Source organism: Sodalis sp. RH15 (assembly GCF_047324255.1).
GTDB classification, from domain to species: domain Bacteria; phylum Pseudomonadota; class Gammaproteobacteria; order Enterobacterales; family Enterobacteriaceae; genus Acerihabitans; species Acerihabitans ligni.
Map to the genome: position 1 here is coordinate 1457576 of NZ_CP178738.1, position 12196 is coordinate 1469771.

Consider the following 12196-nt stretch of genomic DNA (forward strand, 5'->3'; position numbering starts at 1 on the left):
GTTAAATGTATTACCCAATATGCTTTGTTATTAAAGGGGAGAGTCCATGCCTGAATATTCACAGCGAATACCTGTTGCCGGTGACGACTGCGGGATGATAATCGAAAAGATTAAACGGCAGCAGTCCGATAATTCCGCCCTGGCCGAGACGTTACCGCCGGAAGCCTATAATAGCGATGCATTTTTTTCTCATGAAATGGAAAAAATATTTCGCGGCGATTGGGTATTCGTCGGCCATGTATCGCAAATTCCGGCGCTGGGGGATTATTTCACGCTGGATATCGTTAACGAGCCGCTGGTGGTGGTACGCAACGCCGAGGGCGTCAGCGTCATGTCCGCCGTCTGCCTGCACCGCTGGGCGCCGGTGGTGAGCGGCCAGGGCAACTGCAAGGCGTTTGTCTGCCCGTTCCATAACTGGACCTACGATATTACGGGTAACCTTATCGGCACGCCCTATATGAATCAGGCGGCGGATTTCGACCGCAAGCAGTGCCGTCTGCCGGTCATTCGCAGTGAAATCGTTCACGGCATGATTTTCATTACCTTTTCAGAGCAGGTGGAATCCATTGCCCAGCGGTTAAAGCCCCTCAACGCCCTATTGGATAAATACCAGGTGGCTGAACTGGACACCGCCTATACCCTGGACTACGACTGCCCGTTCAACTGGAAAATGGCGGTGGAGACCTTTATGGAGTGCTATCACCACTCCGCGGTGCACCGTACCACCCTGGAAGACAGTTTTCCCGGCCGGCTGAGTTATATCGGCGAAGACGGCCCCGGCTGGACCCTGTGCCACCAGCCGCTGCGCAAAAACGGCGAACTGTCCGAAGTGCTGACGGAAGGGCTGATTCCTTTAACCGGCTTTAGCGAAGAGGATATGCGGCAAATCCATCTGATGCTGATTTATCCCGGCTGCCTGATAGGCCTCAATCCGGATCGGCTCAGTATCAGCACCCTGCTGCCCATCAATAAGCACATGACCGTCTGGCATCGTCTGGTGCTGGTGTCCAAGGCCTCCAGCGCGCAGCCCTCTTTTGCGCAGACCGCCGCCGATATGAAAGCATCCAGCCTCTCCATCATCGATGAAGATCTGATGATTAATTCGGCCCAGCAACGGGGCAGCGCATCGCAGCTGGCCGGGCCGGGACGCCTGGGACATTTGGAAACCACGGTCTGGCATTTGGCGAACTATATACGTACTCGCATCTGACGCGCGGGCTCACGCCGGCAGGATAAAAAAGGTAATCGGCATGAAAATGAAAAAACTCGGACGGTCCGGGCTGGACGTCTCCGCGCTGTGTTTAGGCTGCATGACCTATGGCGCGCCGGACAAAAGCGGCTATAGCTGGACCCTGGATGAACGGCAAAGCCGCACGTTTATTCAAAAAGCGCTGGAGCTGGGCATCAATTTTTTTGATACCGCCAACGCCTATTCCAAGGGGCACAGCGAAGAAATCCTCGGCCGCGCACTGCGGGATTTCGCCCGTCGCGACGAGGTGGTGATCACCAGCAAAGTGTTTAATCCCATGCATTCGGGGCCGAACGGCAAGGGTCTGTCCCGCAAGGCCATTATGACGGAAATAGATGCCAGCCTGACGCGGCTGAACACCGATTACATTGATTTATACCAGATTCATCGCTGGGACTACGAGACGCCTCTTGAAGAGACGCTGGAAGCGCTGCACGACCTGGTGAAGATGGGCAAGGTGCGTTATCTCGGCGCGTCGTCCATGTATGCCTGGCAGTTCTGCAAGGCGCTTCATGTGGCGCGGGAAAACGGCTGGACGCCGTTTATCGCCATGCAAAACCATCTCAATCTGCTGTATCGGGAAGAGGAGCGGGAAATGATGGGGCTGTGTCGGGCCGAGGGCATCGGCGTCACCCCGTGGAGTCCGCTGGCGCGGGGACGGCTCAGCCGGCCGTGGCAGCAGAGCGCCGCCACCGATCGCGGCGCCGACGATGCCTACGCCCGCTTTCTTTATACCGCCACCGAACAGGCGGACCGGGAAGTCATCCAGGCGGTAACGGATGTCGCCGCCCGGCGCGGGGTGTGCCAAGCCCAGGTGGCGCTGGCCTGGCTGTTCACCAAGCCATCGGTGACGGCGCCCATTATCGGCGCCACCGCGTTCAGCCACCTCACCGATGCCGTCGCGGCGACGGAGCTGGTGCTGACGGAGCAAGAAATAGCCGCCCTTGAGGCGCCCTACATTCCCCATCAGGTGGTTGAACATACCTGAGCCGGTATTTTTTATCTTTCTTATACAGAGCCTATTATGAAAAAAAGTCATCAGCAGATAGCGGACATCGCGGAACAGTTGAAGCAAAAAGGGGTGGAGTATTGCATGGGCGCCTATGTGGATATCCACGGCGTGCCCAAGGGCAAAGTGGTCCCCCTCAGCCATTTCAGCCAGATGGCGGCCGGTTCGGAGCGCTATACCGGCTATGCCCTGGACGGTCTGGGCCAGCTTCCCAATGAGGACGAACTCACCTCGGTGCCGGACCTGGATCATATTATCCAGCTGCCCTGGGAACCGAAAATCGCCTGGATGCCGGCGGATAATGCCTTTAAAGGCGAGCCCTATGCGTTAAACACTCGGGTGGCGCTGAAAAACGTCTTGGCGCAGGCCAACAAGATGGGCTTTGGGTTCAATCTCGGCATCGAATGTGAAATCTATCTGTTGAAACGGGATGAAGACGGTGGGTTATCAGTACCGGACGCGGATAATAAATTAAACAAGCCATGCTATGATCTGCAGGGATTTGTCGATCAGTTCGACTGGCTGGATACCATGTCCCGTACTATTAACGATCTGGGCTGGGATCTCTATTCGCTGGATCATGAAGACGGCAATTCCCAGTTTGAATTCGATTTTAACTATGCCGATGCGTTAACCAGCTGCGATCGTTTTATTTTCTTCCGTTTCATGGCGAAGCATTACGCCAAGGAACGGGGACTGGTGGCCACCATGATGCCGAAACCCTTCGCCAATAAAACCGGTACCGGCGCGCATTTCAATATGTCTTTATATGATATCGCCAGCGGCGAGAATATCTTTGCTTCCCGGGATGACCCGCGCGGCCTGGGCCTGTCCGACACCGGCTACTATTTTATCGGCGGCTTGCTCAAGCACGGCCGGGCGCTGTGCGCGGCATTCGCGCCCACCGTCAACAGCTACAAACGTCTGGTGCGCCAGGGGGCCATGAGCTACTTCTCCTGGGCGCCGGTATTCAATTCCTACGGCTCCAATAACCGCACCAACTCGGTTCGGGTCCCGGCCGGGGGCGGTCGCTGCGAATCCCGCAATGCCGACGGCGCGGTGAATCCCTACCTGGCCGCCACCCTGGCATTGGCCGCCGGGCTGGAAGGCATTCGCGAGAAAATCGATCCGCGGGAGCCCAACGAAGACAATCTCTATTCCATCAGCGAACAGGAACGGCGGGCGCGGGGCATTGATTTCCTGCCGCAGAACCTGCTGGAAGCGGTGGAAGCCTTTGCCGCCGACCCCTTTGTCGAAGCCACCCTCGGCACCGCGCTGCGGGATGAATTCGTTAAGTACAAGACCCAGGAATGGAACAATTACCATCTCCATGTCAGCCAATGGGAAATCGACCAGTACAGTACAATATTCTGATGAGCGGACAACCTGAATTGTTTGAGGTGGTGGTGGCGGAGAGGAAGGATCGGGGCACCGGCGTCATCATTATCACCCTGGCCCGTCCCGACGGCGGGCCGCTGCCGCCCTTTGCCGCCGGCGCGCATATCCCGGTGCAGCTGCCGGGGGGATTGCTGCGCTACTATTCGCTGTGCGGCGATCCGGCGCAGCGTACCCGTTATAAGCTGGCGGTTCTGGTGACCCGGCACTCGCAGGGCGGCGGCCAGGTCATCCGCGAAAAACTGCTGCCGGGGGTGGCCTTGGCTGTCGGCGAGCCGCGCAATCACTTTCCGCTGGAACCGCATCCCGGCCCGACGCTGTTGCTGGCGGGGGGCATCGGCATTACGCCGTTGTTATTGATGGCGTTGGCCCTCAAGCGCCAGGGCCGGGAGTATCTGCTGCACTATTTCGGCCGTGCCGACACCTTGGCGGCCCTGGCGGAGGAGCCGGACTATAGGGAGATAGCGGGTGATATCCTGGTGGATACGCAAACCCGGCCGCCCCGGCAGGCAGCGGTCCAGGTGGATGCGGCCTTGGGGCCGCCGTCGGATCCGCTGCCTGAGGATGCGGCGGCCATGGCGTCCGCCGGGGATGCCGCTATGTCAGGCCGAGACGGATCGCTGGAAGGGATATTGCATGACTGGCGGCAGCGTTACCGGCGGTTTGAGCTCTATTACTGTGGCTCGACGGAATTTATGCAAACCATCCGCGATCGCTGTGTTGCTCTGGGCATACCGTCGGAGGATTGCCATTGTGAATCTTTCGCTCCGCCCAAGGTGGCCGGCGAAAAAGCCTTTGCGGTAAAAATCCACGGCACCGGCGAAATTATCCCGGTCAGCGCCGAGCAGACCATTGCCGACGCGCTGAATGATGCCGGTGTCGGGGTAGAGATTTCCTGTGGCCAGGGGTTGTGCGGTACCTGCCTGGCACAGGTGAAAGAGGGAGTACCGGATCATCGGGATGAGTATTTAAGTGCGGATGAGAAGGCGGCCAACACGAAGATTTTGCTTTGTTGTTCCCGTTCGCTTTCATCAACCCTGGTTATTGACCTTTAATTGTTAGCAGAGGAATCACACTATGTCCGTAGCGCCTTTTCATCTTGCGATACCGGTTTACGACCTGGCCGCCGCCCGCCATTTTTATGGCGATATCTTCGGGTGCGAGGAGGGGCGCAGCAGTGAGCAGTGGGTGGATTTTGACTTTTTCGGTCATCAGTTGGTTATCCATGAGCATCCGAAAACCGCCAGTCAGGATCATGCCCATACCAATCCGGTGGACGGCCATGATGTGCCGGTGCCGCATTTCGGCGTGGTGCTGGCCTGGGATGATTGGGAGGCGCTGGCGAAACGGCTGACGGAGCGAAATACCGCCTTTGTGATTGAGCCGTATATTCGATTTAAAGGGCAGGTGGGGGAGCAGGCGACGATGTTTTTGCTCGATCCGTGCCAGAATGCGTTGGAATTCAAGGCGTTTAAGGATATCGGCCAGCTGTTTGCCAAGTGAGGGGCGACCTTTAACACGCTCGTTGCGCGTTCGGCGATCGCGGGCCTAGCGTGCCATGGGGCGCTTCGGCGGGCGGTAAAACCACGCCCGCGTCGACCCCATTGGCGCGCTCTCCCTTTAACACGCTCGTTGCATGTTCGGCGATCGCGGGCCTAGCGTGCCATGGGGCGCTTCGGCGGGCGGTAAAACCACGCCCGCGTCGACCCCATTGGCGCGCTCTCCCTTTAACACGTTCGTTGCGCGTTCGGCGATCGCGGGCCTGGTTTATGGGGCCGGTTTGATTTCCAGGTGTTCAAACACGAATTCACGCATGCAGCTGATGGCGTGTTTATATTTGAATTTGGGGAACATTACGGTGCGGAATAATACGCCGTCGAGAAAAGTTGAAATAAACATCGCCATATCCACCGGATTGACATCCCGGAATACGCCGGCGGTTATGCCGTCTTTGAGGGTATTTTTCAGTATCACGGACTCTTTTTCATAGAATTTCCGAATAGCTTTATCTATTTCGGGGGTGCGTCCGTTGGTGCCTGCGTAATCAAGACTGATTTTGGCCAGTTTTTGCAGCAGGTAAAATTGTAAAATATGAATCTGGATCCAAAGAAACAGTACGTCTTTTGGGTTTGAGGCGTTCATCTTGATGGAGTCAAATTTCTCAAAGGCCTTTTCTACCGTGGATTCAATGACTTTTAGAAACAGATTTTCTTTGGAGCCGAAATAGTAATAGATGAGCGCGGAATTAAGGCCGGTGGCCTCGGCAATGTCTTTTATACGTACCGATGAGTAATTTTGCTTGGCAAATAATTCCAGCGCCGAGTCCTGTAAGATATTGGCTACATCGTTTTGAGCATGCTTACCATTTTTGATTGTGGATTTTTCGTTGGTTTCACTGTTTTTCATAGAAGATGCCGCGGCCGGTGCCTGCTGTTCCCGTCACGCAACATGACGAGGGGGACTCAATGGCTAAATTCTACCATAGCCAAGAAATCATCAACAAGTTAACTATTTGATTAATTAATACCTACCTTAGCTTTGCGTTGATAAGGAAAAACCATGGCAGATTATGAACGTTATGCGCTGGGCAACTTCCGGCTTCAATCCGGAGAGGTGCTTGATGACGCCGTTTTGGCTTACGAAACCCACGGGACCTTGAATAGCCGGGGGGACAATGCCGTGCTGTTGCCGTCGTGGTATACCGGTACCCACCGTTCATGGCGTTCAATCATCGGTGCGGGCCGGGCGCTGGATCCGGCCCGTTATTTCATCATTGCTGTGAATATGTTTGGAAACGGTATTTCCAGTTCGCCAAGCAATTCACCACGCCAGGGCGGGGCGGGTTTTCCCGCCGTCAGCGTGGGGGATAATGTCCGCGCGCAATATCAACTGCTGACGGAACATCTGCGGGTGAGGGAACTGGCCCTGGTGGCGGGCTGGTCAATGGGGGCGATGCAGGCGTGGCACTGGGCGGCGCTATACCCGCAACAGGTAAAAGCGTTTCTGTCCATTTGCGGCAGCGCACGCTGCTGGCCGCTGAACTTTGTCTTTCTCGAGGGAGTGAAAGCCGCATTGCTGGCGGACGCGGCTTTTGATCACGGCAACTATCGCCAACCGCCGCGGGCCGGCTTGGCTGCCTTTGGCCGCTGTTATGCCGGTTGGGCCTATTCAGCGGCGTTTTATCGCGATGAATTATACCGGAACCTTAATTTTGCCACCGTGGAGGACCTGCTGCGGGAGTGGGAGCGGGATCACTGCCAATGGGATGCCAACGATCTGTTGTGCATGCTGGCGACCTGGCAGCAGGCGGATATTAGCCGGGATCCGGCGTTTGGCGGCCGGTTCGAGGAGGCGATAAGCGGGATTAGGGCCAGGGCGATTATCATGCCCTGCGATACGGATAGCTATTTTACCGAGGAGGAGGCGTTTAAAGAATACCGGCTGTTAAGCCGCGCCGTATGGCGTCCTATCCGGTCGCCATACGGTCATTGTGCCGGCGCTCCCGGCCGTTTTGCCGCTGAAACCGCGCTGATAGAGCAGGGAATGGCTGAGTTATTGCCGCAAAAAGACTGACGCCTCAATAAAACGGGTGAATGCTTTGCGGCCGGCGCTATTCGATAATTTCCAGCTCCACCACCCGTCCCTGGTCAAACCAGGTTTCCAGGCCGGTGACGCGCAAGGGCAATTCACCTTCGATAACTTCGCCGATATAGGAGATAGGCAGCGGTTCTTCGGCGGTATCATCGCCGTACACCACGCAAAACTGCTGGCGGGGGCTGTAAAAGCAAACCGAGCCGGTGCACTTGCCGTATTTTTCCCGGCGCATTTTTCCCACTTCTTCTGTTCTGAATTTATTTTCCCAGGGCGCCACGATAGGCATGGTAAAAAAGACCATATCGCCGATGAGCTTACCGTGCTGCAATACGCTTTTCATCGGCAGTTTCTTTCGCAGTTCCTTGACCAGATTAGGGACTTTATCTTCCCATACCTCGATAACGCAAATCGGCTGGTCTGCAACGTTCATTCTGAGTTTCATTCTGTTTCCTGTTATTTGAGGAGAAAAGGGATAAGAAGCGGATCAGGCCGGTTTTACCCGACGGAATCCATCGCCAAGGCCCCAGGGCAGAATAAAATCGACCCACATATGCAAACGGTTGGCATAGGACAATGCCGCATGGGACAAACGGCACAGTTCGTCCAGCGTGGTGCATTTGCAGGCGGTGTCCACATATAAATGAATCAGGCTGGCGGCGTGGGGCAGGCTGACGAAATCAAAAAAATCCGCTTTATAACCGATGATTTCTTTGATGATGGCTTGCAGGGTCGGCAGATCCGCTTGGGTATCTTCCGCCACCCTGATAAGCCCCCACAGCATTTCATCCGCCATGGTTCTCGCTTCGCCTTCGGCGAAAATGATGGTGCTGAGGTATTGTCCGCGCGATCCGGTATTCCGGGGGACGATGCCATTGCCCAGGTCTCGCACTTCAGCGGGCTGTTCAAACCAGATTTTCTCACGTTCCTCTTCGAAACGTTTTATCACTTCATCAACGGACATGTTGGTCTCCATCATCATGAAAAAGGCGTGTTAATTAATTAACTAATTAATAAGCAAGGAGTATGCCAACGCTCATGCGTGATTAATATCTATTCAAATCAGAATGTTGTGGTCGGCCCTGGAAAGGAGGATACGCGCCGGTTCAGGGATGTTTTACCATGGTGCATGGGTTGCACCCGGTTCGGGCGCATCGGTTCCGGTTGGCATGGCTTGGCTCTGGGAGGATGATCGCGCCCTTCGGGGAGGGGTTCACGGCCTGATTTACCCTATTGCTACGATCTGGCAGCCTGGGGCGCGTTGTCAACGAGCCCAGGCCATCATCTTTTGAGATGACGGCCTGCCGTTATGGCCCCGCCGGGGGGAACCGCCATGGGTCAGCTACGGGCGTGGGCGGCCGCGCGCTGTACCAGCTCATGGTCCGGGCGAACGCCGGTATACAGAACGAATTGTTCCAGCGCCTGGATCGCGATGACTTCGGCACCGGTAATCACCGGTTTGTTCTGCGCCTGCGCGGCTTGAATCAGCGGAGTCCGCGCCGGCAACGCCACGACGTCAAACACGATTTCGGCCTGCGCTATGCGCTGCTCGCTAAAGGAGAGGGCGTCTGCGCCGGCGCCGCCGGCCATACCCACCGGGGTAACATTGATCAGCAAGGCGGCGGGGGTTGTGCTGTCGTCCTCCTGCCAGGCATAACCATACAAATCCGCCAGCCGCCGGCCGGTTTCCTCGTTGCGCGCGACAATGGTGCCGTTGTGGAATCCGGCGTCATGGAACGCGGCGGCCACCGCTTTTGCCATGCCGCCGCTGCCGCGCAGGACAAAGGAGGTCTGCGGATTGATACCATGCTGTTTTATCAACTGCGCAATGGCGATATAGTCGGTGTTATAGGCTTTTAGATAGCCATCGGTATTCACGATGGTATTGACGGAATCGATGGCTTTTGCCGAAGGATCAAGTTCGTCCAGATAGGGAATGCACGCTTCTTTAAAGGGCATCGACACCGCGCAGCCGCGGATTCCAAGTGCGCGGATCCCGCCGATGGCGGCCGGCAGATCCTGCGTGGTGAAGGCTTTATAGATGTAATTCAGATTGAGCTGTTCATAGAGATAATTATGGAAACGGGTGCCGAAATTACCCGGCCGCGCGGCCAAAGACATGCAAAGCAAGGTATCTTTATTGATATTCATGGCGGTTATCCTGTGTCTCTTTTTTTTCAAGAATTGTCTGTTATGCCGGAATGTCGCTTAGATACAGCGGTGCCAAGTTGCTGCCCGGCCTGGTTTTATCCTTAACCGGCAGCATATCACATCGCTAATCCTTCAGGCACCGGCCGGCGAGCGATGTAGATTCGCCGTGCGGACTTCTGGCAGAACCGCAAAGCGGTACTACACTTCGAACATGGTCTGTTACTTCCACCCCGGACTCATACGAAAAGCAACGCCCAATACCTGTTTTAAATTTATGTGCCATCAGCCATTGATTCCAAAGGCGGGTTAATTATTGCCCGCTCCGGGAGCGATGCCGTCATCGGCACGGGTTAAGGCAGCGGAAGTCGGAATTCGTCTAAATGCGCGCAGGAGAAGAATTGGATGGCCAAGGGATCCTCGAAGAAAAATGAAGTGGTTTTTCCTACCACCACAACCACCATGGCAAGCAAAGTCGATAACCAGGTGGAAATTACCATTGATGACAAAGGGGTGCGTATCGTCCACCCCAATTCAGATAACGATATTGTCCAGCGGCTGGACGCCGATCGCAAAACCCGCGTCAGGGAAGGCAAGCCGGTGCCCCTTGGCGCGACCTGGGACGGCCTTGGGGTGAATTTTGCCCTCTTCTCCGCCCATGCCACCAAGGTGGAACTCTGTCTGTTCGACGAGGAAGGCGTTGAGTATGACCGCATCGAACTGCCGGAATATACCGATGAAGTCTGGCACGTCTATCTGCCGGATGCCCGGCCGGGTCTGCTGTATGGTTATCGCGTGCATGGCCCACATGCCCCGGAGGAGGGGCATCGCTTCAATCCGGCTAAGCTGCTGCTCGACCCTTATGCCAAGCAGATCCGTGGCGAATTGAAATGGGATGATGCGCTGTTCGGTTATGATTTTAACGCCGACGATAAAGACCTGAGCATAGATGAACGGGACAGCGCGCCTTTCATGCCTAAGTGCCGGGTTATCGATCCGGCGTTTTCCTGGCCGGCGAACGGCAAGAGTTTTATCCCCTGGGAAAAAACCCTGATCTACGAAACCCACGTGCGCGGCTATACCATGCGCCATCCGGCGGTGCCCGAACATCTGCGCGGCACCTTTTCGGCCCTGAGCGTACCCCAGATCGTGGATTACATTAAGTCTCTCGGCGTTACCGCTATTGAGCTGATGCCGATCCATGCTTTCACCGACGATCGCCATTTACAGGAAAAAGGGCTGCACAATTTCTGGGGCTACAATACCCTGTGCTTTTTCGCCCCGCATCCGCAATACATGGCCACGTCGTCGGTTTATGAATTCAAGCAGATGATAGCCACCCTTCATGCCGCCGGCATCGAAGTGATTCTGGACGTGGTGTATAACCATACCGCCGAAGGGAATGAACTGGGGCCGACCCTCTCTTTGAAAGGCATAGACAATGCCAGTTATTACCGGCTGTTTCCCGAAGAGAAGCGTTATTACATCAACGATACCGGTACCGGCAATACGTTGAATTTAAGCCATCCGCGGGTGCTGCAAATGGTCACCGACTCCCTGCGTTACTGGGCAACGGAGATGCAGGTGGATGGCTTTCGCTTCGACCTGGCCACCATCCTCGGGCGGGAGATTTACGGCTTTGACGAAGGCTGCGGGTTTCTGGATACCTGCCGCCAGGATCCGGTGCTCAGCCAATGTAAACTGATTGCCGAACCTTGGGATTGCGGCCCCGGCGGGTATCAGGTGGGCGGTTTTCCTCCAGGCTGGTCGGAGTGGAACGATCGGTATCGCGATTCGGTGCGCAAATTCTGGCGCGGCGATGAGGGCCAATTGGCGGAATTCACCACCCGGCTGGCCGGCTCGGCGGATATTTTCAACCACCGCGGACGAAAGCCCCATGCGTCGGTGAATTTTATCACTGCCCATGACGGTTTTACCCTCAACGATCTGGTTTCCTATGAGAACAAGCATAACGAAGCCAATGGAGAGGATAACCGCGACGGCCATAGCGATAATAATTCCGCCAACTATGGCGTTGAGGGGCCCACCGAAGACCCGGCCATCAATGCTTTGCGGCTAAGGCAGATGCGCAATATGCTGGCGAGCCTGATGTTTTCCCAAGGCACGCCGATGCTGCTGGCGGGGGATGAATTCGCCCGTACCCAGCAGGGCAATAATAACGGTTATTGCCAGGACGATGATATCTCCTGGGTGGATTGGAATATCACCGATAAAGGAGAATCGCTGATTCTCTTTACCTATCGGCTTATCGCGTTGCGGGATCGGTTCCCGATTTTGCATCGGGGACGTTTCCTCACCGGGCAGCGCAATGAAAAACTGGACATCAAGGATGTGACCTGGTTCCAGCCCAATGGCGAGGAGATGACCGAGGAGTCATGGGGTGATGCCCAGCTGAAAAGTATCGGTATGCTGCTGGACGGTCGTTCACAGCCCACCGGCCTGCTGCGGGTCGGCTCCCTCAGTACCGTTTTGCTGCTGTTCAGCGCCTCCCATGAGGATGTGGTGTATACCTTGCCGGAAGTGGCCCACGGTTACGGTTGGCGGCATATCTTTGATACGTTCCAGCCGGACGATATCAATGAGCACAGCTTCGGCTTCGGCCATAAATATACTTGTCCCTCCAGGACCGTGGCGCTGTTTGAGCTGGTGAATACCAAGACCACCATGGTGCGGGGGTAAGGGCCGGTAGGACGGCGTGCTCCTTTACACGTCGGCTGCACGTCTGGCGATAGCGGGCATACCGTGCCATGTGGCGCTCGGTTGGGCGGGAAAACCACGCCCGA

Annotated in this window: 11 protein-coding genes; 7 read left to right on the top strand and 4 right to left on the bottom strand. The window is 55.9% G+C overall.

Going from position 1 to position 12196, the window contains the following annotated elements:
* Nucleotides 1-46 precede the first annotated feature (46 nt).
* Genes ACL2XO_RS06855 through ACL2XO_RS06875 form a run of 5 tightly spaced genes read left to right on the top strand, consistent with a single transcriptional unit; the run spans nt 47 to nt 5156 of the window.
* Nucleotides 47-1210 carry an aromatic ring-hydroxylating oxygenase subunit alpha gene (locus tag ACL2XO_RS06855; protein WP_132923175.1) on the top strand — a complete coding sequence of 388 codons (1164 nt, stop codon included), beginning with the start codon at nt 47-49 and terminating at the stop codon, nt 1208-1210.
* Between the two features lie 40 nt (nt 1211-1250).
* Entirely contained in the window at nt 1251-2237 is a 987-nt protein-coding gene (locus tag ACL2XO_RS06860; protein WP_132923174.1) for an aldo/keto reductase, read from the top strand.
* A gap of 36 nt (nt 2238-2273) precedes the next feature.
* Entirely contained in the window at nt 2274-3632 is a 1359-nt protein-coding gene (glnT, locus tag ACL2XO_RS06865) for a type III glutamate--ammonia ligase (protein WP_132923173.1), read from the top strand.
* On the top strand, nt 3632-4708 hold the full coding sequence (locus ACL2XO_RS06870) for a PDR/VanB family oxidoreductase (protein ID WP_413742435.1): 1077 nt from the start codon (nt 3632-3634) through the stop codon (nt 4706-4708). Before glnT ends, ACL2XO_RS06870 begins: the two co-directional genes overlap by 1 nt.
* Before the next feature lie 22 nt (nt 4709-4730).
* Nucleotides 4731-5156 (top strand): VOC family protein, encoded by a 426-nt coding sequence (locus tag ACL2XO_RS06875; protein WP_132923171.1) that lies wholly within the window; start codon nt 4731-4733, stop codon nt 5154-5156.
* 264 nt (nt 5157-5420) lie between these two features.
* On the opposite strand, the gene ACL2XO_RS06880 is transcribed toward ACL2XO_RS06875, so the two are convergent.
* Complete coding sequence (locus ACL2XO_RS06880) at nt 5421-6059, bottom strand: TetR/AcrR family transcriptional regulator (RefSeq protein WP_132923170.1); 639 nt, start codon at nt 6057-6059, stop codon at nt 5421-5423.
* Between the two features lie 153 nt (nt 6060-6212).
* Here ACL2XO_RS06880 and ACL2XO_RS06885 point away from each other — a divergent pair, with 153 nt between their 5' ends.
* Entirely contained in the window at nt 6213-7226 is a 1014-nt protein-coding gene (locus ACL2XO_RS06885) for an alpha/beta fold hydrolase (protein WP_413742436.1), read from the top strand.
* A gap of 37 nt (nt 7227-7263) precedes the next feature.
* Here the strand turns inward: ACL2XO_RS06885 and ACL2XO_RS06890 are convergent, their stop codons facing one another.
* From ACL2XO_RS06890 to ACL2XO_RS06900, 3 genes are all read right to left on the bottom strand, one after another.
* On the bottom strand, nt 7264-7689 hold the full coding sequence (locus ACL2XO_RS06890) for a hypothetical protein (RefSeq protein WP_413742437.1): 426 nt from the start codon (nt 7687-7689) through the stop codon (nt 7264-7266).
* A 42-nt stretch (nt 7690-7731) separates the two neighbouring features.
* Nucleotides 7732-8208: a hypothetical protein gene (locus tag ACL2XO_RS06895; protein ID WP_132923167.1), complete on the bottom strand. Its 477-nt coding sequence runs from the start codon at nt 8206-8208 to the stop codon at nt 7732-7734.
* A 374-nt stretch (nt 8209-8582) separates the two neighbouring features.
* Nucleotides 8583-9395 (bottom strand): shikimate 5-dehydrogenase, encoded by an 813-nt coding sequence (locus ACL2XO_RS06900; protein ID WP_132923166.1) that lies wholly within the window; start codon nt 9393-9395, stop codon nt 8583-8585.
* A 555-nt stretch (nt 9396-9950) separates the two neighbouring features.
* Here ACL2XO_RS06900 and glgX point away from each other — a divergent pair.
* Entirely contained in the window at nt 9951-12092 is a 2142-nt protein-coding gene (gene glgX, locus ACL2XO_RS06905; RefSeq protein WP_413726890.1) for a glycogen debranching protein GlgX, read from the top strand.
* Nucleotides 12093-12196 lie beyond the last annotated feature (104 nt).

Excerpts from the sequence above, each read along its gene's own strand:
- ACL2XO_RS06855 (WP_132923175.1), top strand. The coding sequence starts at position 47 with ATGCCTGAATATTCACAGCGAATACCTGTTGCCGGTGACGACTGCGGG.
- ACL2XO_RS06860 (WP_132923174.1), top strand. The coding sequence starts at position 1,251 with ATGAAAATGAAAAAACTCGGACGGTCCGGGCTGGACGTCTCCGCGCTG.
- glnT (WP_132923173.1), top strand. The coding sequence starts at position 2,274 with ATGAAAAAAAGTCATCAGCAGATAGCGGACATCGCGGAACAGTTGAAG.
- ACL2XO_RS06870 (WP_413742435.1), top strand. The coding sequence starts at position 3,632 with ATGAGCGGACAACCTGAATTGTTTGAGGTGGTGGTGGCGGAGAGGAAG.
- ACL2XO_RS06875 (WP_132923171.1), top strand. The coding sequence starts at position 4,731 with ATGTCCGTAGCGCCTTTTCATCTTGCGATACCGGTTTACGACCTGGCC.
- ACL2XO_RS06880 (WP_132923170.1), bottom strand. The coding sequence starts at position 6,059 with ATGAAAAACAGTGAAACCAACGAAAAATCCACAATCAAAAATGGTAAG.
- ACL2XO_RS06885 (WP_413742436.1), top strand. The coding sequence starts at position 6,213 with ATGGCAGATTATGAACGTTATGCGCTGGGCAACTTCCGGCTTCAATCC.
- ACL2XO_RS06890 (WP_413742437.1), bottom strand. The coding sequence starts at position 7,689 with ATGAAACTCAGAATGAACGTTGCAGACCAGCCGATTTGCGTTATCGAG.
- ACL2XO_RS06895 (WP_132923167.1), bottom strand. The coding sequence starts at position 8,208 with ATGTCCGTTGATGAAGTGATAAAACGTTTCGAAGAGGAACGTGAGAAA.
- ACL2XO_RS06900 (WP_132923166.1), bottom strand. The coding sequence starts at position 9,395 with ATGAATATCAATAAAGATACCTTGCTTTGCATGTCTTTGGCCGCGCGG.